Source organism: Undibacterium sp. Ren11W, assembly GCF_049340485.1.
In the GTDB taxonomy this organism is placed as follows: domain Bacteria; phylum Pseudomonadota; class Gammaproteobacteria; order Burkholderiales; family Burkholderiaceae_D; genus Undibacterium.
Genome location: NZ_JBMPPB010000002.1, coordinates 345,934 through 370,752, shown reverse-complemented (window position 1 = coordinate 370,752; position 24,819 = coordinate 345,934). Strand labels below are relative to the sequence as shown.

At 52.9% G+C, this 24,819-nt stretch carries 20 protein-coding genes; 6 read left to right on the top strand and 14 right to left on the bottom strand.

Translation table 11 applies throughout. From position 1 onward, the window contains the following. Positions 1-10: 10 nt before the first annotated feature. The 7 genes from ACO0K8_RS08305 to ACO0K8_RS08275 form a co-directional block, all read right to left on the bottom strand. Positions 11-1,099, bottom strand: coding sequence for a branched-chain amino acid ABC transporter permease (locus tag ACO0K8_RS08305; RefSeq protein ID WP_422946187.1), 1,089 nt, complete (start codon positions 1,097-1,099; stop codon positions 11-13). 17 nt (positions 1,100-1,116) lie between these two features. Next, the gene (locus ACO0K8_RS08300) at positions 1,117-2,148 is read right to left on the bottom strand and encodes a branched-chain amino acid ABC transporter permease (protein ID WP_422946186.1); all 1,032 of its coding nucleotides are present in this window, start codon (positions 2,146-2,148) and stop codon (positions 1,117-1,119) included. Positions 2,149-2,164: 16 nt separating this feature from the next. Then, entirely contained in the window at positions 2,165-2,911 is a 747-nt protein-coding gene (locus tag ACO0K8_RS08295) for an ABC transporter ATP-binding protein (protein WP_422946261.1), read from the bottom strand. A gap of 34 nt (positions 2,912-2,945) precedes the next feature. Beyond that, positions 2,946-3,773: an ABC transporter ATP-binding protein gene (locus ACO0K8_RS08290; protein WP_422946185.1), complete on the bottom strand. Its 828-nt coding sequence runs from the start codon at positions 3,771-3,773 to the stop codon at positions 2,946-2,948. A gap of 77 nt (positions 3,774-3,850) precedes the next feature. After that, positions 3,851-5,068, bottom strand: coding sequence for a substrate-binding domain-containing protein (locus tag ACO0K8_RS08285; protein WP_422946184.1), 1,218 nt, complete (start codon positions 5,066-5,068; stop codon positions 3,851-3,853). 36 nt (positions 5,069-5,104) lie between these two features. Further along, positions 5,105-5,977, bottom strand: a complete 873-nt coding sequence (locus ACO0K8_RS08280) for an alpha/beta fold hydrolase (protein ID WP_422946183.1) — start codon at positions 5,975-5,977, stop codon at positions 5,105-5,107. Positions 5,978-6,055: 78 nt separating this feature from the next. Continuing rightward, positions 6,056-8,338, bottom strand: a complete 2,283-nt coding sequence (locus ACO0K8_RS08275; RefSeq protein ID WP_422946182.1) for a TonB-dependent receptor — start codon at positions 8,336-8,338, stop codon at positions 6,056-6,058. A 226-nt stretch (positions 8,339-8,564) separates the two neighbouring features. On the opposite strand from ACO0K8_RS08275, the gene ACO0K8_RS08270 reads away from it, so the two are divergent. The 3 genes from ACO0K8_RS08270 (at position 8,565) to ACO0K8_RS08260 (ending at position 11,534) form a co-directional block, all read left to right on the top strand. After that, a complete protein-coding gene (locus tag ACO0K8_RS08270) occupies positions 8,565-9,482 on the top strand; it encodes a LysR family transcriptional regulator (protein WP_422946181.1) in 918 nt (305 codons plus the stop codon). A gap of 87 nt (positions 9,483-9,569) precedes the next feature. Further along, positions 9,570-10,937, top strand: coding sequence for a bifunctional UDP-N-acetylglucosamine diphosphorylase/glucosamine-1-phosphate N-acetyltransferase GlmU (gene glmU / locus ACO0K8_RS08265; protein WP_422946180.1), 1,368 nt, complete (start codon positions 9,570-9,572; stop codon positions 10,935-10,937). Positions 10,938-11,075: 138 nt separating this feature from the next. Continuing rightward, the gene (locus tag ACO0K8_RS08260; protein WP_422946179.1) at positions 11,076-11,534 is read left to right on the top strand and encodes a GNAT family N-acetyltransferase; all 459 of its coding nucleotides are present in this window, start codon (positions 11,076-11,078) and stop codon (positions 11,532-11,534) included. 109 nt (positions 11,535-11,643) lie between these two features. Here the strand turns inward: ACO0K8_RS08260 and ACO0K8_RS08255 are convergent, their stop codons facing one another. Continuing rightward, the gene (locus ACO0K8_RS08255) at positions 11,644-12,609 is read right to left on the bottom strand and encodes a DUF808 domain-containing protein (protein WP_422946178.1); all 966 of its coding nucleotides are present in this window, start codon (positions 12,607-12,609) and stop codon (positions 11,644-11,646) included. Positions 12,610-12,794: 185 nt separating this feature from the next. Between ACO0K8_RS08255 and ACO0K8_RS08250 the strand changes: the two genes are divergently transcribed. Continuing rightward, positions 12,795-13,526, top strand: coding sequence for a DUF3047 domain-containing protein (locus ACO0K8_RS08250; RefSeq protein ID WP_422946177.1), 732 nt, complete (start codon positions 12,795-12,797; stop codon positions 13,524-13,526). A 409-nt stretch (positions 13,527-13,935) separates the two neighbouring features. Here ACO0K8_RS08250 and ACO0K8_RS08245 read toward each other — a convergent pair whose 3' ends face one another. The 5 genes from ACO0K8_RS08245 to ACO0K8_RS08225 form a co-directional block, all read right to left on the bottom strand. Next, the gene (locus ACO0K8_RS08245) at positions 13,936-14,514 is read right to left on the bottom strand and encodes an HD domain-containing protein (RefSeq protein ID WP_422946176.1); all 579 of its coding nucleotides are present in this window, start codon (positions 14,512-14,514) and stop codon (positions 13,936-13,938) included. A 205-nt stretch (positions 14,515-14,719) separates the two neighbouring features. After that, complete coding sequence (locus ACO0K8_RS08240; RefSeq protein ID WP_422946175.1) at positions 14,720-15,205, bottom strand: ecotin; 486 nt, start codon at positions 15,203-15,205, stop codon at positions 14,720-14,722. Between the two features lie 160 nt (positions 15,206-15,365). Further along, positions 15,366-16,583, bottom strand: coding sequence for a formate dehydrogenase accessory sulfurtransferase FdhD (fdhD, locus tag ACO0K8_RS08235; protein ID WP_422946174.1), 1,218 nt, complete (start codon positions 16,581-16,583; stop codon positions 15,366-15,368). A 2-nt stretch (positions 16,584-16,585) separates the two neighbouring features. After that, entirely contained in the window at positions 16,586-18,898 is a 2,313-nt protein-coding gene (locus ACO0K8_RS08230) for an FdhF/YdeP family oxidoreductase (RefSeq protein WP_422946173.1), read from the bottom strand. Between the two features lie 155 nt (positions 18,899-19,053). After that, a complete protein-coding gene (locus ACO0K8_RS08225; protein WP_422946172.1) occupies positions 19,054-20,718 on the bottom strand; it encodes an OFA family MFS transporter in 1,665 nt (554 codons plus the stop codon). 456 nt (positions 20,719-21,174) lie between these two features. Between ACO0K8_RS08225 and ACO0K8_RS08220 the strand changes: the two genes are divergently transcribed. Next, the gene (locus ACO0K8_RS08220) at positions 21,175-22,017 is read left to right on the top strand and encodes a substrate-binding periplasmic protein (protein WP_422946171.1); all 843 of its coding nucleotides are present in this window, start codon (positions 21,175-21,177) and stop codon (positions 22,015-22,017) included. A 26-nt stretch (positions 22,018-22,043) separates the two neighbouring features. Here the strand turns inward: ACO0K8_RS08220 and ACO0K8_RS08215 are convergent, their stop codons facing one another. Beyond that, positions 22,044-22,505, bottom strand: a complete 462-nt coding sequence (locus tag ACO0K8_RS08215) for an Lrp/AsnC family transcriptional regulator (RefSeq protein ID WP_422946170.1) — start codon at positions 22,503-22,505, stop codon at positions 22,044-22,046. 290 nt (positions 22,506-22,795) lie between these two features. Here ACO0K8_RS08215 and glmS point away from each other — a divergent pair, with 290 nt between their 5' ends. After that, entirely contained in the window at positions 22,796-24,613 is a 1,818-nt protein-coding gene (gene glmS, locus ACO0K8_RS08210) for a glutamine--fructose-6-phosphate transaminase (isomerizing) (RefSeq protein ID WP_422946169.1), read from the top strand. The last annotated feature ends 206 nt before the right edge of the window (positions 24,614-24,819 follow it).

Below are 24,819 nucleotides of genomic sequence, written 5' to 3'. Positions count from 1 at the left end.
CCTCGCTACCCTAAGAGGGGCGATTGCCGCGCAATTTACCGACGATACCAGTGGGAAAAAAATACACGGACAAGATGAACAAAACGCCTAGCCACAACATCCAGCGATCCGGATGCAAGGCTTGCGCCAACAATGGCACGCCAACCAGCGCACTTGAGGCTTGCGCCATCAGACTCTTCAGGTAATTTTGCGCGATGATGAACAAGGCGGAACCAACCACCGCCCCATACATGGTGCCCATGCCACCGATCACCACGATCAGTAAAATATCGGTCATGACGTCAAAGCTGAGCATGGTCTTGGGACCGACATAGCGCAGCCAGAGCGCCATCAAGCCGCCTGCTAACGCGGCGATCAGCGCGGCCAGACAATTGGCCAGGACCCGATATAAAACGGTGCGGTAGCCCAAGGCTTCGGCGCGAAATTCGTTCTCGCGTATCGCTTGCAAGACCCGGCCAAAAGGCGAATTAACGACGCGTAACAAGAACAGAAATAACAGTACGCTGCTAAAAAAAACGATATAGTAAGTGATGACTTTGCCGTCCACTACGCGGCCAAAAATTTCTGCCTCGAACAGGCGAAACGCTGGTGACAGCAGTGCAGGTACACTGAAAGTCTTGCCGTCTTCACCACCGGTCAGATCGGATAATTGCGAGGCCAGTACGGCAAACGAAGAGGCCACCGCCAGCGTGATCATCGAGTAAAAAATCGCCCGCACCCGCAAGGCAAACAAGCCGACGATCAGCGCTAACACTACCGTCAGCAACAAAGCCGCGAGCAGGCCGGCAAATGCCACCCACCAGTAGGGTCCGTTGTCAGAAAGCGATAGTCCGATACCATAGGCACCGATACCAAAAAACATGGTGTGGGCGAACGAGACGATACCGGTGTAACCCAGCAGTAAGTCATACGATGCGACCAAAATAACGTAGACGCAAATGGTGGCGGCGGTATTCAAAGGACGCGCACCGCTGGTGATGAAGGGTGCCAGCGCCAGCCCCAGAAAGATCAGTAACAGCAAGCTACTGAGCAGGCGGCTGCGTGGTAGGTCGTCGGAAAAAATGGATTTTAATAGATGAGGTAAAAATTGTTTTTGCATCATATTTCCTAGCTAGCCTAGCGACGTCCGTTGGAGAAAAGGCCAGCAGGGCGCCATAATAATATCGTAATCATGAGTAATATATTCGAGACCAGTGCCAGTTTAGGAGCCAGAAAACCTGCGTAGTTGGTCACCAACGCCATTAATAAGGCACCGATAAAACAGCCGCCGACCGAGCCCAGCCCGCCAATGATCACGACGATAAATACCATCACCATAATCTCGCCTCCCATCGCCGCGGTCAGGGTTTCTTTGTACAATCCCCACATCACGCCGCCTAAACCGGCCAGAGCGGAACCGGCGGCAAACACGGCGACAAACAGACGCCGGATGCGGTAACCAAGTGCCTCGACCATTTCGCCATTTTCAACCCCGGCACGTATCAAGAGGCCGAGTTTGGTGCGATTCAGGATCAGGAACATGCTGACAAAAACTACGATACCGACCACCACCGCGATCAGACGATATTTTTCTATCGCCGCATCACCGAGCATGATCGCGCCGCGAAAACTGGTCGGCAAGGGCAACGGTATTTGCTCCGCACCCCAGATCACATTGATCATCTGTTCCGCCACGATCATGCCGCCCATGGTGATCAAGATTTGTTTCAGATGCTGACCATACACCGGCATGATGATGACGCGCTCAAACGCCCATCCCAGCAGGCCGGTGACGACCATCGCCAGCAACATCGCCAGACCGAGTACGCTCAGATTCATCCACAAGGAATCAACTTCCAGCCAGCTTTTCATCGGCAAGAGCACCAGCGTCGCGGTAAAGGCACCAACCGCGACAAAGGCCCCATGCCCGAAGTTCAGCACATCCATCAGGCCAAATACCAGGGTCAAACCGCTGGCCATAATAAAGATCATCATGCCCATCGCCAGGCCGGCGATAGTCAATGTAAGCCAGGTCGGGAAGCTGCCGACCAGCGGCAACATCAGTAGCGCCAACACGGGTACCAACAATAGCGGCACGATATCGCGCGGCGTACTGGGCAGACTTTCTGGAGCGGCAGGAGAGCTGCTGATGGGAGAGAGTTCGAGCATGGTGTTTCCTATTCTTTTATTGATGGCTAGCTAGCGACAAGCCCAGCAAGCGCTGTTGCAGATCCTGATCATCGACCAGATCTTGCATGGCACCGGTGTGTACGATGCGGCCGTCGTCCATGACAGAGACGGTGTCGCCCAGATCGCGCACAAAGCTGAAATTTTGTTCTACCAGCAGGATCGTGGTGTCACTTGCTTTTAACTCGGAGAAGGCGGCGATCAGGCTCTGAATAATCGCCGGTGCCAGGCCCTTAGTCGGCTCATCAATCAGTAACAATGCGCGCGGCTCTATGATGGCGCGGGCGATCGCCACCATCTGTTTTTGTCCGCCGGAGAGATTGCCGGCCGGGTAGTTCCAGAATTTTTTCAGGGGCGGGAAGAAGCCGAATATCCATTCCAGCCGGCTGCTATCCATAGGGCCATTGCGGGCTGCCAGAGTGAGATTTTCTTTGACCGTGAGATCAGAAAAAATCGCCATGCTTTCGGGCACGTAGGCGATGCCGGACATGGCGATATCGGGTGTCGCCATCGCGCCGATTTGGGTGCCGTCAAAGCACACTGTGCCCTGGCTGGCTTTCCACAGGCCCATGATGGTGCGCAGGGTAGTGGTTTTGCCGGCGCCGTTGCGCCCGAGTAATACCGAGAGGCCGCCGCGCGGCACGATCAGATCGACACCTTGCAAAATGTGGTATTCGCCGATGTGAGTGTGTACGCCGGAAAGCGTCAGCAGTGCTTCTGTCTTTGTTGAACTATCGGCTCGCATGAAGGCGTGTTCGGTTGAAAGTTCAATTGCCGCGTTAAGCATGTTTTTTTACTCCTGAAACTCCTGCTCGTGCCGCTGTTGTTGCCGTGCCTAGATAGGCTTCCTGCACGATAGCCGACGCCATAACTTCGACCGGATTGCCGTCCGCCACCAGCATGCCATTGTGCAAAACGATGATGCGGTCGGCCAGCGAGCGCACCACATCCATCTTGTGCTCGACCAGCAAGATGGTTTTATTTCGCTCTGCCTTGACCTGTTGAATCAGATCCAGCACCACCGGCACCTCGTCCACGCTCATGCCCGCAGTGGGTTCGTCGAACATCATGATCTCGGGTTCCAGCGCCAGCAAAATCGCGACTTCTAGCTTGCGCTTGTCGCCATGCGAGAGTACCGACACCTTGGATGCGCGACGCTCGAACAGTGCCACGCGCTGCAAATAATATTCAGCCCGTTCCAGCAATTCAGTGTGGCCTGACCACAGCGAGAACATATTCATGCCGATACCGGCACGGCTTTGCACCGCCAGCCTGACGTTCTCTATCACCGATAAATTAGGGAAAAGATTAGTCAGCTGAAAGGCTCGGCCTATCCCAAGTCTAGTGCGTTTGGCTGCGCCCAGACTAGTGATATCGGCACCGAATAGCTGCACCGTGCCAGCTGTCGCCGGCAACTGGCCTGACATCAGGTTGAAGTAGGTGGTCTTGCCAGCGCCGTTGGGGCCAACGATGACAGTTAATGTACCGGGATAAAAATCGGCCGTTACCTGATTCACCGCAACGTGACCGCCGAAGCGTATCGTCAGGTCGCGGGTCGACAGGGAAGGTTTTATAGCAACGGTATGGGCTGTACTGCTAGTGTTCATATTGACGATGTGTTTTTGCTGCTGGTGGCTTTGCTTCCCCCTGTCCCGCTAGCGGGACAGGGTTGGCAGGTAAATATCTAGCGTTTATTTTTGATAGGCACTGGCAGTTCACTGGCCGGAATTTCTCTTACCAGCTCCAGCAAATCCCACTCGTTTTTTTGATCTTTTTTAATCCGGAAATGGTACATGGCCTGCATCGCCTGATGGTCTTCCTTGCGGAAGCTCATCTTGCCTTTGGGCGTATCAAATTCCATACCTTCCATGCTGCTGATGAGTTTTTCGGTATCGCTGGATTTGGCTTTGCTAAGCGCTGTGTACACCGCGCTGGCGGCAGAGAAGCCGCCAGCGGTGAAGAAATCAGGCGGTGTCTTGTAGCGCTTAGTGTGTTCCGCGACCAGCCAATCATTCATCTTATTTTTTGGAAAATCGTAGTAGTAATAGATCGTGCCCTGGGTGCCGACAAAGCTCTTCCAGGTTTTCATGACGGGCAAAATATTGCCGCCTGGGGCCAGCGTAATGCCATAACGTTCAGGCTTCATATCGGCTAGCTTGCTCATAGGGTTGGCACCGGCCCAGATGATTTGCAGTACACGTGGTTCCGGTTTATCTTTGAGGGCTTCAAAAATACGCTGTGCGGCAGCGGTGAAGTCGCTGGTATTTTGCGCCGCATACTCTTCATGCACGATCTTGGCCTTAGCACCTACCGCTGTCAGCGCTTCTTTCGCCGCTTTTACACCGTCGCGTCCAAACGCATAATCTTGTGCCAGAAAGGCGATACTGCCGCCAGCCTTAATCGTGCTGGCAGCGGCCAAACCGTCTTGCATAGAATTACGGCTGGTGCGGAAGATGTAGCGATTCCATTTTTCGCCGGTAATCGCGTCTGCCACGGCAGGCTCGACGATCAGGATTTTTTTATATTCTTCGGCTACTGGCAACATCGCGATCGCCGAACCGGAAGAACTGGTGCCGACTGCGATATCAACCTTGTCGTCACCATAGGCTTCGGCCAGTAAGGTACGCCCCAGATCGGGCTTGCTTTGGTCATCTTTGACGATAACTTTAATCTTGCGGCCATTGATTTCCATCTTGCCGCCGCTCAGATATTCGAGACCCATAGTAAAACCGGTTTCGGTTTCTTTGGCGTAGGCTTCCAGCGCGCCGGTCTTGCCTGCGATCAATGCGATCTTGATTTCTTGCGCACTGACCATGCCAGAAGCAAGCAAACTACTGATGCCAGCGACCAGGGCGCTGTTTAGCGCCAATTTGCCCAGCCTGTTTAATTTCTCTGATTTCATTTTGTCTCCTGTGGGATATTTTTTTAATGTTTTCAGCTAATCGACCTGCGCCAGAAAATTACGGATCGCCGTCATCGCTACGGTCTCCGTCAGCATAGGCGCATGGCCGACTCCGGGCACTTCGGCATATAGCATAGCAGGGGCGACAGCGCGCATGTAATCGGATTGCTCTATCGTTATCAAATCGGACAAAGCACCGCGTATCAGCAGGGTAGGACGTTTTTTTGCCAACCGGCGAAAGGCAAATTTAGCGACGGCAGAACTAGCCTTGAGCTTACCGTTTTGCAATGCTAAGGCGATGTTAGGGTCATAACGCAAGGCCAGCTTGCCCTGAGCATTTTCGGCAAAGGCGCGACGCGCCCATTTGCCCCACTCTTCCCTACTATTGTCGGGGAAAGCCAATTGGTTGATGCTTTTGATATAGTCGGTGGCATCGGCCCAGCTTGCCAGAGTCTGGCCTTTACCGGCGTAGCCACCGATACGATCCAGTCCTGGTTGCGACAATACCGGGCCGACATCATTGAGAATTGCGCCTGCGACCAAATCAAGATGGCGCAAGGCCAAAGTCATGGTAATAATACCGCCCATAGAGGTGCCGATGAACACGGCACGCGCGATACCCAGATCAGTGCTGAGCTTGACGATATCGGCCGCATATACGGCAGGCTGATAGTGACTGCCGTCCGTATCGTATGCGGAGTAGCCACGGCCGCGCACATCGACCGCAATCACACGCCGTCCCAAACTGGCGATCCAAGGTGCCACTTCCTCAAAATCGGATGAATTGCGGGTCAATCCATGGATGCAGATCACAGGACACTTGGCGACACCGCTATGTGCGGCGTAATCACGCGCATACAAACGCAAGCCATCATTGCTGGTGAAAGTAATTTCAGTGAAAGTGCTCACGATAAAATAATCCTGATTGGGTGAGGATAAATATCGCATGCTTGGCCAAGCATGCGATTTGGAACGAGGCAATTAAATTTAGAAACGATAGTCGACCGTCGCCGTGACCGTGCGCGGATTACCGTAGAAGGCTAAGACATTACCCTCAGCGCCAAGCAAGGGGTTGTTGTAACCGGCGACCTTGTAACGGGTGTCATTGAGATTTTTTCCATGCAAACCGACACGCAGGCGATTGTCGCTACTGGTCCAGACCAGGCTGGCATCCCACAAACTGTAAGCGGTTTGATCCAGCATAGGAATCGCCACCGCATCCACCAATAGTGCATCGTCTCTATAAGCGACGCTGGTGATCAGTGACAGTTTGCCGTTTCTGCCCATCATCGCCAATGGCCAGTCATACGTGGCTTGCAGATTCGCGGTTTTCGTAGGCGTATTCTGGAAGAAACGCAGATTGGTTAAGTCAGCATTAGCCGGGCCTATAAATTGCGTGTATTTGGCATCGATGTAACTGAACATGCCAGTCAAAGTAAAAGCATCAGTGACTCTGGCACTGGCCTCCAGCTCTAGTCCTTTGATTTTGGCCTTACCGGCATTGGTTAAGGTGCCGGTAAAACTATCCATGATGCCGTCGCCGTTGGTATCAATTGCAACAGAGCCAGGAATCTGCACATCTTTGTAATCACTTTGAAAAATGGAAGCATTAGTTAAGATGCGACCACGGTTAAACTGTGATTTCAGACCCAATTCAAAAGTACTGATCTGTTCCGGCGCGACACCTTTTCTTTTGGCGAGCGCAGCTGGCGCATTGGCATCGGCGCCGATCACCATGCGCGGGTCAAACATGCCGCCTTTAAAACCCTCTGTCCACGAAGCGTAGACATTTTGCTCAGGGCTGGCTTTCCAGCCTAGAGAGACTCGTGGCGTGAATTTTTTATCGGTACGCTCTAACTCACCATTGACCAGATTGGTATCGGTACGTATCAGGACTGTGGCAGGGCCACCCATTGCGGGTGAACCGGCCGTGCCCAAGTAAACTTGTCTCAAAATCGATGCCTGACGTTGATCAACCGTGTAACGGCCACCGACCGAGGCAGTTAAGCTGTCGGTCAAATCGGCGCTGACGTCGGCAAATGCGGCCCAGGCTTTGGTATCGATATTGTCTTCGGTGAAGATCGATACGCCAATCACGCGTGCATCAAATTTGTTGTAGGCATTGGCATCGATGTAGTACACACCGGCGACGCCTTGTATTTTTTTACCGGTGTAAGTGGCTTGAAATTCCTGGCTGAATTGTTTATTGGTGTACAGCGCGGGGACGTCAAAATCAACTTTATTCAATGAATCAAAATCGATAGGGGCATACGATTTATCATGACGTGATGCGGTCACCGATTTGATCGTCAGTTCATTACTAATGTTGTATTCAATCAGCGCCGAAACTCCACTTTGGGTGACTTGCTGAGTATGCCCCAACACGGTAGTCAGATTAGCCTGAGTATCGTAGGAGTTGGCAAGAATCGGCGCGCCGCTCACTTTACCGACCGTCTCACGGTGCCCTTGTTTTGCGTTGGAATCGTCTTGCGTGGTATCGGCGGCCAGACGGATGAAGAGATCGGTGGTCGGCGTTACTTCTACGCTGATGCGTCCGGCACTGAGGTCTTTGTTGTAGTTAGCGTCACCGTTGGTAAGATTAGTACCAAAACCGTCGCGCGTAAATTTAGCCAGCGTAGCACCCACTCTGACCGTGTCTGAAATGGGGGTGCTGGCCGTCAATACGCCATCCATCTGACGGTAAGTACCAACGCTAGCCCGCAGCCGCACTTCGGTGGTCGGTGCCAACTTGCGGGTGACGTATTTCACCGCGCCACCGATAGTGTTGCGACCGTACAGAGTACCTTGCGGGCCACGCAATACTTCTATGCGCTCTACATCATAAATGTCGGCCACCGCTCCTTGTGGACGCGCCAGATAAATATCATCAAGATAAATGCCAACACCGGATTCATATCCAGCCACAGGATCTTGTTGGCCGACACCGCGAATAAATGAAGTCAGGGTAGAGTTGGTGCCGCGCGATGCGCTTAAGGTGGTGTTAGGCAGCGTTTGTGCCAATGCCGTCAGATCGGCAATCCCGGTCTTGGCCAACTGATCGCCGATAAACGCGGTGACAGAGACTGGCACATCCTGCAGCGACTCTTCTCGCCGGCGCGCGGTGACCATCACGGTTGCGGTCTCGCTGGTGGCACTGGCAGTGTCAGCACTCGGCGCGCTTTGCGCCTGCGCCATCGTGGTACCGGATACCGCAATCAGTGCGGCAGCCGAATGGCGCAATAATTTCATGTTTTTCTTAGTTAAACGCATCGTCGTCTCCAATATATTTTTTATGTAGTGTTATGCGTTTAAATTCGCATGGAGGGCAGTCTGGCTGAAATTACAAGGCCGAGAAAGTGGTCGAAACGCCCACCCTGTGTGCATATTTGCACATGCTAGGTTTTGTCTATGAGGAGACAGCGCCAGAATAGAAACTGCGAGGTGAAAAAGTGTAGGATTTTTGCATCAGCCTGTGTTTTGATGCACAATAGTTGGCATGAATACTTTGCCTGAATGGACCGATCTGCGTTTTTTCCTGGAGCTGGCGCGCGCCGGCACGCTTTCGGGCGCATCGCGGCGCCTGAACGTCGAGCACACCACGGTAGCGCGCCGCATCGACAGGCTAGAAATCCAATTGGGCAGCACCCTGTTTGACCGCAGCCGTGAAGGCTATCAAGTAACAGAAATGGGACTGGCCTTATTGCCACACGCCGAAGCCATGGAGAGCGCGGCGCTGGCTGCGACCGAACAACTGGGCGGTGCGCAAATTTCGGCACGCGGCGTGGTCAGGCTGGGTGTGCCGGAAATTTTTGGCACCCGTGTAGTCGCCCCCTTGTTGGTCGGACTACTGCAAGAACATCCTGAGCTCAGTGTCGATTTACTGTTACTGCCGCGTTTTGCCAATCTGGCCAACCGCGAAGCCGATTTGGGCGTGATGTTAGAGCCACCTAGTACCGGGCGCTATATGGTAACCAAACTGGCGACATTTCGCCTGTATCTGTATGGCGCACCTAGCTATCTGGCCAGCCACCCGCCGATACGCCAGCGCAGCGATCTGGCGCAACACGATTTTGTTGATTATGTACAAGACCGCCTGGCCAGTAGTGAATTGAGTTTTCTCGATGAATTAGGTTTTACGCCGCGGCGGCGGCTATGCTGCACAGGCATGATGGCGCAATGCGAGGCCGCTGCACTAGGTCTGGGCTTGGTACTGGCACCACCATATGCGATACGCCCCGAGAGCGGCTTGCTACCGGTGCTGCAAACCAGCTTCCACGCCGAACGCTCGTTCTGGCTGGCCGCGCCGGTCGATTTATACCGACTGCCCAGAGTAAGGGTAGTCTGGAATCTGCTACGCGAATACTCAGAGCAGCATCCGCCGCTGTTTGCCCACGCCGGCGCGCAAGCGGGCTAATTTTCTAGCCGGTCATCATCCCGCTGCGCTAGATCGAAAAGCTCTCGCATGTTAGAATTTGCACAATATTGACTAGAAAGCTCTCCCATGAATGTCGTTATCCTCGCCGCCGGTATGGGCAAACGTATGCAATCGGCCTTACCTAAGGTCTTACACCCATTGGCCGGTAAGCCTTTGCTGTCGCACGTGATAGACACGGCGCGCAGCCTGCAAAGCGCTGGCGCGGCAAATATCTGCGTGATCTACGGACATGGCGGCGAGCAAGTGCCCGCCACGGTAGCTGCCGCTGACCTGCAGTTTGCCAAGCAAGAGCCGCAACTCGGTACCGGTCATGCAGTGGCGCAAGCGAGCGCAGTGTTAGATGACAGCGTGCCGACTCTGGTGCTGTACGGCGACGTGCCGTTGACCACCAGCGCCAGCTTGCAAAGACTGATCACAGCTGCGGGCCAAGACAAACTCGCCATCCTGACCGCCGAAATGGCCGACCCGACTGGCCTGGGTCGCATGGTGCGTGAAGACGGCAAGATAGTGCGCATCGTCGAGCAAAAAGATGCCAATGAAGCAGAAAAACAGATTACAGAAATCAACACCGGCATCCTGATCGCGCCGACTGCCAAGCTGAAATACTGGCTGACCACGCTCTCCAACAATAACGCGCAAGGCGAGTACTACCTGACCGACATCGTGGCGCGCGCCGTGGCGGACGGCGTGGCAGTCGTTTCGGCACAACCCGATGCGATCTGGGAAACTCTGGGCGTGAATAGCAAGGTGCAACTGGCAGAATTAGAGCGCGTCCATCAAAGTAATATCGCCAAGCGTCTGCTGGAACAAGGCGTCACTTTAATGGACCCGGCGCGTATCGATGTGCGTGGCACACTCACTTGCGGACGCGATGTCAGCATCGATGTCGGTTGCGTGTTTGAAGGCTGTGTCACTTTGGAAGACGGCGTTAGCGTTGGCCCCAACTGCGTGATTAAAGATGCGCATATCAAAGCCGATAGCAGCATCAAGGCCTTCTGCCATATCGACGAAGCGATCATCGGTGCCAAATCGCAGATCGGCCCTTACGCCAGACTGCGTCCCGGCACAGAATTGGCTGACGACGTGCATATCGGTAATTTTGTCGAAGTAAAAAACAGCCAGATCGCGGCTCACAGCAAGGCCAATCATCTGGCCTACATCGGCGATGCTACCGTCGGTAGTCGCGTCAACATCGGTGCCGGCACCATCACCTGCAATTACGACGGCGCCAACAAGTTCCGTACCATCATAGAAGACGATGTTTTCATCGGTAGCGACAGCCAATTGGTCGCACCGGTCACGGTAGGTAAGGGCGCAACCCTAGGCGCTGGCACCACCCTGACCAAGGATGCACCAGAGGGTAAACTGACAGTCTCACGCGCGCGGCAAATCACCATAGACAACTGGCAGCGTCCGGTAAAAATCAAGAAGTAAGCCGACCCAAGAAATTTACCAGCACCACCCCGCTCACGCATATTCCATGCGGCTTAGCAAGGCACCTGCCCTGCAAGGCGCATGGGATGTGCGCGTTGGCAGGGCTGCCGAATTAACAGTTCAACCAGCTCAACGCCTATGCAAATCAACTACCTAGCTGACGACCAGCACCTGGCAACCGTAGCCGCCTGGCAGCACTCAGCATTTGGCTATCTCAATCCCAGCTTAGGGATGGCCCAACGCCTGGAAAGACTGCACGTATCGCTACAGTCCGAGCAACTGCCCATCGTTCTGCTGGCACTTTCGGATGATGGACAGGCACTAGGTTCAGCCAGTATTTTAGCTAACAGTCTCACACATCCACATCTATCACCGTGGCTATCGGCGGTGGTGGTACCGCCTGCGTATAGGCAGCAAGGAATAGCCTCGACACTCGCATTGCGTGCGGTGGCCGAAGCGGCGGCGTTGGGCTTTCAGAATTTGTATTTATTCACACCACATAACGAGTCTTTGTATGCGCGTTTGGGCTGGCAAACCATAGAGCGATCACAGCTAAATGGCGTGCCAATAGCGGTGATGAGGATAGATACAAAGTAACAGATAAACCACCAGTGCCCTACCCGCTCACGCATAGTCCATGCGGCTTAGCAAGGCACATGCCCTGCAAGGCGCATGGGATATGCGCGTTGGCAGAGGTGGTTTAGATTTATCCTGCGGCGGTTTTAGTCTTGAAGACGCCGTAGATACGCAGCAGCAGCGTCACGCCAGCTAACACGATGGCACCGGCGATCACCCCACTGATCGCATTCATCAGCGAAGGTGTCAGCGCCGCCAGCAGCACGCCGACGCCAGCCACACTGGCGGCCGCTGCTGTGCAGTTTTCTATGAAGTGATGCACCACTGGGATGCCATGCGTCAGGATGCCACCGCCGACCATGAACATGGCGACGGTGCCGATCACGGTCAGCGCCTTCATCAGCTTAGGGGCAAACGCCAGCAGCGCATCACCTACACTATGACGCAAGCCGCGCAAGGCGGCGCTACCAGTTTTTGTTTTCAGATACAGGCCGATATCGTCAAGCTTAACGATCAGACCGACCAGGCCATACACACCGACCGTCATGATGACGGCGATGGCGCTGAGCACCGCCACTTGGCGCGAGAACGCGGCACCCGCCACTGTACCCAGGGTAATAATGATGATCTCGCCGCTGAGTACAAAATCGGTACGGATCGCGCCCTTAATCTTGTCTTTTTCAAAGACCACCATATCGACTTCTTCATGCGCCAAAGCCTGCACCAGATCATCATGCTCAGTTTTATCTTGGGCGGCTGTATGCAGATAACTATGCGCCAATTTTTCAAAGCCCTCAAAACACAGATAGGCACCTCCCAGCATCAACAGCGGCATGATCAGGCCAGGCGCAAAGGCACTCAAAGCCAGCGCCAGCGGCACCAGTATCAGTTTATTTTTAAATGAGCCGATTGCCACCGCCCACACTACAGGTAACTCGCGGCTGGCTCTGACGCCGCTGACCTGCTCGGCATTTAAGGCCAAATCATCGCCCAATACGCCGGCAGTTTTTTTAGCCGCCATATTGGTCATGGAGGCGACATCATCGAGCACACTGGCAATATCATCGAATAGAGCTAACAGACTGGCACCGGCCATAACAGAATTTCCTTCTTTTTGCGTGGTTTAGGTATGGCCAAGCAGCTTAACCAGCGCTGGCCTAAAGCCGCCATTATGCCACTGCCGCAGCCTGGTTAGCACGGCAGGTAGCAGAAATGGCGATGGCCAACCGGCCTACAAATAAAACGCTAAAATACCTATCCGCCCCACGATGAAATCGAATCATGAAAACATCGACTTTTTTCTTGACCGCCATGTTGTCCACAATCAGTCCGTGGGGAATGGCGACCGATACGCTGCCATCGTGCCAAAGCTTGTCGCTAGCGTTTGCACAGCACCCGGATGAATGGGCGCATGTGCCCTTATCTAAATTTAAAAACGATACCCAGTACAAGATAGTGCAAGAAGCTGGACGTAAAATTTTACGTGCCGAAGCCGACGATTCCGCGTCGCTGTACGCGATCAAACTCAAAACCCCCAGCACCGAATTTAACAGCTTGCAATGGCGCTGGAAAACCGATGCCTTAATCCCCGGCGCAGACAACCGCGATCAGAAACGCGAAGATTCACCCTTGCGCGTGATGTTGTCATTTGATGGCGACCATAGCCGCCTGTCCGAGACCGAGCAATTTCGCATCAAAATGAGCAAGGCCATTTCTGGTGTTGAATTACCGTTTGCCACCTTGATGTATATCTGGAGCGAACAAGTCGCCCTTGAAAGCATCATTGCTTCGGCGCATACCAGTCAACTCAAAATGCTGGTAGTGGCATCGGGTAAAAACGGGCTGGGCACATGGCAAGCCATGCAGCGAGATATTGCGGAGGATTATCGTCGTGCCTTTGGCAGCGCGCCTGGCCGCCTGATAGGCGTATCGGTGATGACAGACACCGACAATACCGGGAAAAAAGCAGTGGGTTGGTATGCCGACTTGAGTCTGAGCTGCGCCAACAAATAAGACGCTGTATTGTGTTACAAACAATCTGTCCCCAAAAAGGGGCGCTTATTATTGATTATTATTGATCGACTAATTGTTGATGGACTAATTGATAAAACTACCTATAACAATTGATACAACTATCTACTACTGAAACGACACGACAAAACAATAAAAATTAATTACCTTCTTTATTCACGATGACCGAGATCAGCGCGATACTGGTTAAAGCAAAAGTGAGCAAAATTTGCACTTGTATAATGGCATTGAACATGATTTTCTTCCTGTAAGTGAGTACGGAACGAATCATAATCAAAAAACATTTATAAATATAATTTTAGTTTCTGATGTTCGATATTCATAATTTGAATATCTATTCTAATTTCTCATCAACAGCACTTTTGCCTGATTTTCATGCCGGTTTGCGCATTTATTCAGTTCCCGGGATTTTATAAATGCTAGTGATTGGCTGCGCAAACAGCTTACGCAACATAGGTTCAAACTCCACCACAGGGAAAGTTTCTGCGTGCGGATCGAAGGATGGACTATCGTATAAATCGCAAAATTCAGCGGTCCTTTCGAAATTCGGATTGGCACGAAATTGCTCCCGCATATCCCTATCCATACCCAGATGATGGAAGAAATAATAACCCTGAAAAATGCCGTGATGCTGCACCATCCACAGGTTTTCTTCACTGACAAAGGGCTTGAGGATCGCCGCCGCAATATCCGGATGATTGAAGGAGCCTAGCGTGTCGCCAATATCGTGCAGTAAGGCGCAACAGACATATTCATCATCACGGCCATCGCGCAAGGCGCGTGTAGCGGTCTGCAGAGAATGGGCATAACGATCGATACGAAAGCCGCCGAAATCGCCTTCCAGCAATTGCAGATGTTTAATGACGCGATCCGGCAAGCCCTTGCTGTACAACATAAATTCTTCAGCAATAATTTTCCAGTCCTCGGGGCTGCCATCTTGCATATGAGTAAAATGAGCACGGGCACGCATGATATCTCTCCTTTGATCTATTTTTTCACTGCGGATCAGCAGCGATATCAGCGCTGTCCGACACCGCAAGCTCCACTGTAAGCTAGACTAAGCCTACACCTTAGTCTAGTCTCTGGTCAAAAACATCAGAAATATTTTTACAACTTATATACGCTCGACCTGTTCATCCGTCCCCTTTCGGTGATGTGCGCCGGCCAACACAGAACTACAATTTTTCCATGTTCTTCATGTCAGGTGCAGCACTCCAGATGCGGTAATGCACTTCGACTCCTTGCGGCACATACACCACCACAGGCAAGCGGCTGTTATAGCGGATCAAAGTCGGTTCGCCGCCCAGAGCAATGAAGCGGGCCAGCTTGGGCGCGTTCGGATCTATCGCCATCAAAGTACCTGCCATAGGCCCAATTTGCTTGACCAGATAGCGCGGAAAGCCCCAGCCCGGTATGGTTTCAGTAATGATCTGGCCGCCGAAAAAATAGCGATTATGCGCATCCACCGCGACCGTCTTGCCGACTATCAGCTCGACCTTAAAAGCGGCCTCATCTTCCTGCACCGGCACTTGCAAGACATGCCTGACCATGCCAGCTTCGGCAGGCGGAAAAGCTTGCAGATTATCAGCCGCCTGACTAATCGGTATGAGGCACATCGTCAACAAGCTAGCGCCGAAGATTTTTTTGAGCGTCTTGATCATGGGGTTTCCTTGGTGAACAATGCAGTAAGCAATACAATAGGTAATGCAGGCAAATAAATTATAGCACTGCCCTAACGCGCATATCCCATGCGGGTTTCAAGCCATGCCGGGCTGCGAGCCGCATGGGATATGCGCGGTGGCGGCATGCCATATTGAGAATTTATGCAGGCAGCCCAAGGAGTCTTTCTGGATGGCTGTAACTGACAAAGCTGGTTTCGCGCGCGAAGCCTATCAGGGTGATGCCGGCATCGGTGGCGATGCGTATCGCCAGACTGGTGGGTGCCGAAATCGTGGCTAACACAGCGATCTTGGCACGCGCGGCTTTTTGCACCAGCTCATAGCTGGCGCGGCTACTCATCAGAGCGAAACCAGCGGGCCGCACCTTTTGCAATTGCTGTTCAGCCGCTGCCAGCGCACCGATCAGTTTATCCATCGCATTATGCCGCCCCACATCTTCGCGCAACATCAGGATATTCCCGTCCAGATCGGCCCAGGCGGCGGCATGCATGGCACCGGTCAGGGCATTGATGGTCTGAAATTTCTGCATCTCGGCAAAGGCCTTGAGCAGGGCCGCCGCGCTGAGCTGGCAAGACAAATCAACGGCCGTCGCAGCAACAGCAGCAGGCAGAGCCGCTTCGAAGGCCTTCAGGCTTTCTATGCCGCAGATGCCGCAAGCACTGGAGCCGGCCAGCAAGCGGCGCTTTTCTTTCAGACGGACAAAACAGGCAGTGGCAATGCTCAAGCGCAGCTCCACGCCAAGACCCGTCGCGTTGGTGACGATCTCGATATCGTAAATCTGCCGGTAAGAGTCGACGATAGACTCAGACAAACTAAAGCCGATCGCAAAGTCTTCTAATGCCAGCGGGCTAGCCATCATTACGGCATGAGAAATACCGTTATATACCAGCGCCACCGGCACTTCTTCCGCCACTGTATCGCTTACAAGCGGCCCCGCCCCAGTCTGAGTATGCCGCCGCACTTGGGCTGCCAGATATCCGCTGCGTTCGGGCTCGGGTTCAGATTCAACTTCACATTCAGCAATTGCCAGACTCGCCCTGCCTCTGGCGGTCAATTGCAACAACTCGCGTTCGCCGCTCTGTACCTTTTGCACTAAACCGTAACCGGCCACGCCGGCGATCACATCATCATTGAGAGCGGCGATGCAACGCAACAGGCTGCTCATGCGTACCCCCAGACGTTTGCACAAACGTGCCAAAGAAACTGGCTCGCTGTGCGCGGCCAGTTCGCTCAATAAGGCTTGCATCAATGATTGCGGATTGGTTGTGGCCATGGCCGATGCAGACAGGCTCAAAGTGTCATCTTGATTCGCATCTTGCTTCACATCCTGAGTCACATCCTGAGTCACATCCTGCCTCACACTCAGACTCCCGCCCGCGGCGCAGTATGCGGTGTGATGACGACGGGTATCGACTTGGAAGTCGGGGTACGGGCAAAATCGGCAAAACTCGACAAGGGCACCAGATTATTCGTCTCCGGATAATAGGCGGCCAGACAGGCGCGCGGAATATTGTAGGCCACTAACATGAAACGTTTCGCCATACGTTCTACCCCGTCCTCGCACAGGCTGCGCAGATCGACCCAGTCGCCGGCCTGCATGCCCAATTGTGCGATGTCTTGCTCATTAATGAATAGCACACGGCGCTCGCCAAACACACCGCGGTAGCGATCATTCATGCCATAAATAGTGGTGTTGTATTGATCGTGCGAACGCATCGTCGCCAGATTAAACACCGCTTCTCGCTGGCTCAGGCGGGCGCGGTGGATAGGCAAATCGACCGGTACCGGATGGGCGGAAAAATTTGCTTTTTTAGTGCTGGTTTCCCATACGCGCTCAGCCGCACGATTACGCAAATGAAAGCCGCCCGGCACTTTCACCCTTTGATTAAAATCGGCGAAGTCTTCAAATACGGCAGCGATTTTGTCGCGGATGCGATCATAGTCGGCCAGCAACCACATCCACGGTGTCTTGCTGCGCTGCTGCAAGGTCGCCAGCGCCAGCCTTGCCACGATAGCGGGCTCAGATAATAAATCGACAGAAGCGGGCGCGTTGATGCCAGATGACAGATGCACCATGCTCATCGAGTCTTCGACACTGACCGCTTGCGGCCCGCTTTCCTGCACATCGATCTCGGTGCGGCCCAGACAAGGCAAAATCAGCGCTTCGCGTCCATGCACCAAATGACTGCGATTAAATTTGGTGGCGACATGCACAGTCAATGCGCAATTGCGCAAGGCGCGGTGAGTGACATCGGTGTCGGGTGTGGCGGTGGCAAAATTGCCGCCCATCGCAAAGAATACTTTATCGCTATGCGCCAGCATCGCCTCGATCGCCGCGATGGTGTCGTAGCCCGGTTCACGCGGCGGGCTGAAATCGAACACTGCGCCCAGCTTATCCAAAAATGCTGGCCGCGGTTTTTCATAAATCCCCATGGTGCGATCGCCCTGCACATTGCTATGTCCGCGCACTGGACAAGGCCCGGCACCGGGGCGGCCTATATTTCCGCGCAACAGCAAGAGATTAAGTATCATCTGTATGGTCGCGACAGAATGCTTGTGCTGGGTAATCCCCATGCCCCAGCAGGCAATCACGCTTTTGGCGTTCAGGTAAATCTGGCCAGCTCGCTCTAGTTGGGCGCGATTCAGGCCCGATTCGGTTTCGATCACGGCCCAGGATTCTTGCATCACATCGAGCATGAAGGCTTCAAAATTAGCGGTGTGGCTGGCGATAAAATCGAGATCGATCAGGCGCGGTTTAGACTCGGCCTGGGCTTGCCTGTCTGCCTCTAAAACGTATTTAATCATACCTTTGACGGCGGCCAGATCGCCGCCTATCTTGAGCTGGAAATAGTCGGACGAGATAGGGGTAGAACCACCGCTCAGCATTTCGATAGGGCTTTGCGGATTCTGAAATTTTTCCAGACCGCGCTCACGCAGAGGATTAAATGACACGATGGCCGCGCCGCGCTTGGAGGCCGAACGCAATTCGCCCAACATACGCGGATGATTGGTGCCCGGGTTTTGGCCGAAAATAAAGATCGCATCGGTCACGTGAAAATCGGCCAATTGCACCGTGCCCTTGCCTACGCCTATCGCTTCGCGCATGCCAAAACCGGAAGGTTCGTGGCACATATTCGAGCAATCCGGAAAATTATTCGTGCCAAACTCGCGCACAAATAATTGGTACAAGAAAGCCGCTTCGTTACTGGTGCGGCCCGAGGTATAAAAGATCGCGTCGTTAGGCGAGGCCAGCGCATTGAGACGACTGGCAATCAAAGTAAAAGCAGCATCCCATGAGACAGCCTGATAGCTGTCACTAGCAGCGTCGTATTGCATAGGCTGAGTCAGCCGTCCCATACCTTCGAGTTCCTGATCGCTGCGCAGAGTGAGCTGCGCCAGGGTCTGTGCCGAAATCAGAGCCGGCGTGGCGCGCCTGGCGGTTGATTCGGCAGCCACTGCCTTGGCACCGTTTTCGCAAAACTCAAAGGTCGAGGTATGATCTTGATCCGGCCAGGCACAGCCGGGACAATCGAAGCCATCTGGCTGATTCGCCGACAACAGGGTGCGTGCGCCTTTGGCCGGTATACCCTGCTCAAAAATATGCTGCGCAACACTCTTCAAACCACCCCAACCACCAGCCGGACGCTGGTATAACTTTACAGTTTTTTTTGTCATGTTTGTCTAGTAAATCGTCTTGCAAGAGCTACGAATACGCCAGGTATAAAACTCGAATGTATAGAACAGAAAAAAAGATCGTCTCAAAATGCAGACGATCTTTTTAAAACGCCATACTGTTTAACTAATGTGCTTCACGATGTGCGTGAATAATACTACTTAAACAAAACTACCGCTTTTTGCAGCGTAATCCAGATCCCCAGAGCCATAGGAATACCAACCGCCAACCAGGCCAGATACACGGTGGCCGGATTACTGGCAAGCGCGCCTACCACGGGCGCATCGCCACTAGTATTGAGCGAATTAGTGAGCGAACTGGCGATCACTTTATCGTGCGCCAGTTGACGTTCTGCGGCCAATTCTTCGTCCGTCATAAACACCGATGGAGCGACTGGGCGTATCAAGAGATTGCAGATAAAGCCGAGCAAGAGCAAGCCTGCCAGGATATACATGGTAACGTCATAGGCCTGCGCTTTTGGTACGCCATTGGCAATCTGGTATTCGCGGATATAGCCGATCAGGACTGGTCCCAAGACACCGGCAGTAGCCCATGCGGTCAACAGACGACCGTGGATGGCACCGACCATTTGCGAGCCAAACATATCGGACAGGTAAGCTGGCACCGTAGCAAAACCGCCGCCGTACATAGACAAAATGATGCAGAAAGCCAGTACAAACAAGGCCAGATTATTCGCGTGAGCAGCACCAGGGATAGACGCATACAAGACGAAACCGAGTACAAAAAACACCGCGTACGTGGCTTTGCGTCCTATGTAATCCGAGCAGGACGCCCAGAAGAAGCGGCCGCCGATATTAAACAGCGACAGCAAACCGGTAAAACCAGCGGCGATGGTAGCGATCTGTTTCTTTTGATCCGAGTTCAAATCATTAAATGAGATATCCAGACCGATCAGTTTGCCGGCAAACACTTCTTGCAGCAAAGGCGAGGCCATCCCAAGAATGCCGATACCGGCCGAGACATTCAGACACAAGACCGCCCAGATCAGCCAGAACTGCTTGGTTTTCCAGGCCTTGTTCACATGCACGTGCTTAGAGGTAATCATGGCGTTGCTGGTTTGTGCCGCAGGCGGCGTCCAGCCCTTAGGTGTCCAGCCAGTGGCTGGCACACGGTAACCAAAGGCACCGGCCATCATGAAGACGAAATAGATCGCTGCCATCGCTAAAAATGTTTCCCAGACACCGACCGAGGTCGGCGTTGCGAAATGGCGCATCAACCAGTCAGCCATCGGTGCACCTATCATCGCGCCGCCGCCAAAACCCATGATCGCCATGCCGGTAGCCATACCACGCTTATCCGGAAACCATTTAATCAAGGTAGAAACCGGCGAAATATAGCCCAAGCCCAGCCCGATACCACCGATCACACCGGCTGACAGCCAGAGTATCCAAGCCTGATGGGTATACACGCCAAATGCCGACAACACCAAGCCACAGCACCAGCACAACGCCGACACCACACCAGCTTTGCGCGGGCCAGCATGCTCTAACCAGCTACCGAATAAGGCCGCCGAGCCACCCAGGAAAATGAAGAACAAGGTGTACATCCACTGCAGGGTAGAGATTTTCCAATCGCAATTACTGGCAAACAGCTCGGCAAAGATACTCATCTCTTTGGCGCATGCGACTGGCTTATCTATGCCTATGGCTTTCGATAAGGGTAACCAGAATACCGAGAAGCCGTAAGCCATCCCTATACATAAGTGGATGGCGAGTGCTGCCGGTGGAACCAGCCATCGATTAAAACCTTCGCCAGCGACAGTGCGCTCTTTGGCGAGTAGTGAAAACTGCGTTTGTGACATGGGCATAGACCTTGTTATGTTTGATAAGGAAGCGCTGATTTGAGTGAACATTCCATCCATCTATTTTTTCAATGATTTGAAACTCCAGGCTCATCAATTAAAGCTTGATTTAAATCAATTGAAAAATAGCAATCACATTGTGTTATATAAAATACTTTGCGACAACAATATTTTATTCATATTTGTTTCTTTCCAACAAATGTTGCCGGGACCTTAAGTATTGAGTGGGCCAAGCATGAGCTCATCGTCTATCGGACTTGATTTCGCTATTATTTTGACTAAATTAAGAACAGGCGCGGCGAAGCAGTCGACTCAAAAACATCGTCGTTTCCAGAAAAATAGTGTTAAAAAGTTCTAGTCATACCGCAAATAATCAGTGCATACTCAAAGTTAAGCTGACAGTTTCCTTGCGATTTTAGATGGCAATAAAGGTATGCGATGCTAAGAGTCAATACTATGGATTTCACTTACACGCGCAAACTGGTGACTCTACTGAGCTTGTTGCTATACCTGTCTGGCAACAGCAACGCCGCTTGTACGCGTGTAATCAATGTCCCGGTGGCAGCCACAGGCTTAAGCGTGACGACAGGCGAAGAGGGTGTCAGCGGTGTGTACCCGGAGTTACTCCGTAGCATGTCCGAGAAAAATGGCTGCAGTTTTAATTTCTCGGTAGTGCCCAGAGCACGCTTAGAACTGATGTTCGAGAACGGCACTGCCGATTTGATGTTTCCATCAAAAAAAACCGCGCAACGCGACCAATATGGCATCTTCATTCCTCTCATCATCAATCGCGCCAAACTGATGTCGCTAGACTCAAAATGGCCAGACCTACGCAGCGCGCAAGATCTGATCGATAGAAAATCTTTACGACTGGTGGTGGTACGTGGCTACGATTATGGTCCAGGCTATCTAGCCTTGATCAACGAATTGAACAAACAAAAACGCCTGCTATATGAAGCCGACCCAACCTCGGTGGCGCGCATACTCAAAGCGGGCGGTGCCGATCTAACTATCATGACGCCGTATATTTTGGTCGGTGCAATGAGCGGTGATGCACGCATTGAAGAGCTGATTCCTAAAATACGTTACGAGAGCATCGATGAACTGCCCTGGGGTGACAGCGGCATGTATCTATCTAAAGCGGCCTTGAACGACAACGACAAAGCAACCTTAACGGCTTTGCTGGAACAGGCGGCCAAGTCTGGGCTAGTCTGGAAAAGCTTCCAATCTTACTACCCAGATAATATGCTCAAAGAGAGCATGCGCCCACTGACACATCCCACCGCAGCCGCGAAATAAGCATCAAGCAATTTCTAGCAAATACATCACAGTAGCTCCACCCGCGTCTCAAACTTACTGCGCAAGGTAGAAAAAAAACTCCGCACATTGCGGATATTTGATTGCGTTGCAAACAGTCTATGCGCCAGTGCATGGTATGCCGGCATATCAGCCACTTGTATCACCAGCACAAAATCCGGCCCGGGTGAGACCCGGTAGCATTGCTGTACCGCGCTTTCTTGCGCCACCAAAGTTTCAAACTCGGTCTGCCGCTCGCTGGCTTGATGATCGAGCGTGATTTCGACGATCGCGGTCAGGCTGGGCCCGATTTTTTCGGCAGCCAAGATCGCCACCTGACGCGCGATCACGCCCTCATCTATCAAACGATTGACTCTGCGCAAACAAGTCGGCGGCGAGGCATGCACCAGTGCCGCCAAGGCGTGATTAGTCAAAGCAGCATCCTGCTGCAATTGCTGCAATATTCTCTTATCCAAATCATCGAGTTGCATAACTTCTCCCAAAAAATTCTACAAAGCACCTCAGTTTTGAAACACAAATGTAACAATATTGAAATTTAAGCTCAATATTTATGACAATTTGAAATAATAATCCACAACATGTTTCACATTAAATATTCATTCATATTATAGTAAATTTTGACAGAAAATTTTACACCATCTGCATTAGCATGATGCTACTTGTTCAAATTTATTCATTTCACTAGAGATAAGCGCAATACTGTTTCAGCCAGGCATCACTGCCAGGCGTATTGCCTTAACCCTGACACGGAGAATTACCTATGTGTGGCATCGTCGGCGCAGTAGCACAACGCAATATCACTCCCATCTTGCTAGAGGGTTTAAAACGTCTGGAATACCGCGGTTACGATTCTTGCGGTGTCGCCCTGCACGTAGACGGCAAACTGCAGCGCTCGCGCAGCACCGCGCGCGTCTCTGAGTTGCAGGCGCAGGTGGCAGAAACCGGGCTGGCCGGATTTACCGGCATCGCGCACACCCGCTGGGCCACCCATGGCGTTCCGTCGTCCGCCAATGCCCATCCACATTTTTCACGCGATCGCATCGCCCTGGTGCATAACGGCATCATAGAAAACCATGAAGAGCTGCGCGCCGAATTATCCGCATTAGGCTACGTCTTCGAAAGCCAGACCGATACCGAAGTGATCGCCCATCTGGTCGATCACCTGTACAGCGGCGACTTGTTCGAGACCGTACAACAAGCCGTCAAACGCCTCACCGGCGCTTTTGCGATTGCCGTGTTCTGCCAGGATGAACCGCACCGCGTAGTCGGCGCCAGACTCGGTTCACCATTGATCGTCGGTCTCGGCCAGGGTGAAAACTTTTTAGCATCCGACGCAATGGCCTTAGCCGGCACCACCGACCAGATCATTTATCTGGAAGAAGGCGACGTCGTCGATCTGCAATTGCAACGCGTCTGGATTGTCGACGCCGATGGCAAGCAAGTCCAGCGCGAAGCACGCACCGTGCACGCCCACACTGGTGCAGCCGAACTCGGCCCGTATCGCCACTACATGCAAAAAGAAATCTTCGAGCAGCCACGTGCCCTCGGCGATACGCTGGAAGGCGTCACCGCCATCATGCCTGAGCTGTTTGGCGACAAAGCCTTTGGCGTTTTCAAGCAAATTGACAATGTGCTGATACTCGCTTGCGGCACCAGCTACTACGCCGGCATGACCGCCAAATACTGGATAGAATCGATCGCCAAAATCCCCGTCAATGTCGAGATTGCCAGCGAATACCGCTACCGCGACAGCGTACCGAATCCAAGTAGCTTAGTCGTCACGATTTCGCAAAGCGGCGAAACTGCCGACACCCTGGCCGCCTTAAAACACGCCCGCAGTCTGGGCATGCCGCACAGCCTGACTATCTGCAATGTATCCACCAGCGCCATGGTGCGCGAATGCGAGTTGGCCTACATTACACGCGCCGGTGTCGAAGTCGGCGTGGCATCCACCAAAGCCTTCACCACGCAATTGGCAGCCCTGTTCTTGCTGGCATTAACCCTGGCACAAAGCAAGGGCCGCCTCAGTGACGAGCAAGAAGCCGAGCACATCAAAGCCCTGCGCCATCTGCCGGTAGCGATCACTGCGGTGCTGGCCTTAGAGCCGCAAATCATCGCCTGGTCAGAAGAATTTGCCCGCAAAGAAAACGCCTTGTTCCTCGGACGCGGCATGCATTACCCGATTGCCCTGGAAGGTGCGCTCAAGCTCAAAGAAATTTCCTACATCCACGCCGAAGCCTACCCGGCCGGTGAACTGAAACACGGCCCGCTGGCCTTAGTCACCAAAGAAATGCCGGTAGTCACGGTCGCGCCGAAAGACGCGTTGATAGAAAAACTCAAATCGAATATGCAAGAAGTGCGCGCACGCGGCGGCGAACTGTACGTCTTCGCCGATGCCGATTCACGCATCACGCCGAGTGAAGGTGTACACGTGATCCGCCTGCCAGAACACTACGGTATGCTGTCACCGATCTTGCACACAGTACCTTTGCAATTGCTGGCCTACCACACCGCCCTGGCACGCGGGACGGATGTGGATAAACCACGCAACCTGGCAAAAAGTGTGACAGTCGAGTAAGACGTTTTAAGAAAATTTCTGTTTTTTTTAAATAGCACCACCCCGCTCACGCATATTCTATGCAGGTTTGCAGCCATACCGGCCTGCAGGCCGCATGGGATATGCGCAGTGGCAGTGGGTCGTTTTTGGTTTTTTATTTGCAAGCGAATCGCAATAAGATCAATTCGAATTACTCATATTGCCGGCTCAATGTGAATTGAAATGCT

Bases quoted from the DNA above. Each gene is read 5' to 3' on its own strand.
- ACO0K8_RS08305 (WP_422946187.1), bottom strand. From the start codon at position 1,099: ATGCAAAAACAATTTTTACCTCATCTATTAAAATCCATTTTTTCCGAC.
- ACO0K8_RS08300 (WP_422946186.1), bottom strand. From the start codon at position 2,148: ATGCTCGAACTCTCTCCCATCAGCAGCTCTCCTGCCGCTCCAGAAAGT.
- ACO0K8_RS08295 (WP_422946261.1), bottom strand. From the start codon at position 2,911: ATGCGAGCCGATAGTTCAACAAAGACAGAAGCACTGCTGACGCTTTCC.
- ACO0K8_RS08290 (WP_422946185.1), bottom strand. From the start codon at position 3,773: ATGAACACTAGCAGTACAGCCCATACCGTTGCTATAAAACCTTCCCTG.
- ACO0K8_RS08285 (WP_422946184.1), bottom strand. From the start codon at position 5,068: ATGAAATCAGAGAAATTAAACAGGCTGGGCAAATTGGCGCTAAACAGC.
- ACO0K8_RS08275 (WP_422946182.1), bottom strand. From the start codon at position 8,338: ATGCGTTTAACTAAGAAAAACATGAAATTATTGCGCCATTCGGCTGCC.
- ACO0K8_RS08270 (WP_422946181.1), top strand. From the start codon at position 8,565: ATGAATACTTTGCCTGAATGGACCGATCTGCGTTTTTTCCTGGAGCTG.
- glmU (WP_422946180.1), top strand. From the start codon at position 9,570: ATGAATGTCGTTATCCTCGCCGCCGGTATGGGCAAACGTATGCAATCG.
- ACO0K8_RS08260 (WP_422946179.1), top strand. From the start codon at position 11,076: ATGCAAATCAACTACCTAGCTGACGACCAGCACCTGGCAACCGTAGCC.
- ACO0K8_RS08255 (WP_422946178.1), bottom strand. From the start codon at position 12,609: ATGGCCGGTGCCAGTCTGTTAGCTCTATTCGATGATATTGCCAGTGTG.
- ACO0K8_RS08250 (WP_422946177.1), top strand. From the start codon at position 12,795: ATGAAAACATCGACTTTTTTCTTGACCGCCATGTTGTCCACAATCAGT.
- ACO0K8_RS08245 (WP_422946176.1), bottom strand. From the start codon at position 14,514: ATGCGTGCCCGTGCTCATTTTACTCATATGCAAGATGGCAGCCCCGAG.
- ACO0K8_RS08240 (WP_422946175.1), bottom strand. From the start codon at position 15,205: ATGATCAAGACGCTCAAAAAAATCTTCGGCGCTAGCTTGTTGACGATG.
- ACO0K8_RS08230 (WP_422946173.1), bottom strand. From the start codon at position 18,898: ATGACAAAAAAAACTGTAAAGTTATACCAGCGTCCGGCTGGTGGTTGG.
- ACO0K8_RS08225 (WP_422946172.1), bottom strand. From the start codon at position 20,718: ATGTCACAAACGCAGTTTTCACTACTCGCCAAAGAGCGCACTGTCGCT.
- ACO0K8_RS08220 (WP_422946171.1), top strand. From the start codon at position 21,175: ATGGATTTCACTTACACGCGCAAACTGGTGACTCTACTGAGCTTGTTG.
- ACO0K8_RS08215 (WP_422946170.1), bottom strand. From the start codon at position 22,505: ATGCAACTCGATGATTTGGATAAGAGAATATTGCAGCAATTGCAGCAG.
- glmS (WP_422946169.1), top strand. From the start codon at position 22,796: ATGTGTGGCATCGTCGGCGCAGTAGCACAACGCAATATCACTCCCATC.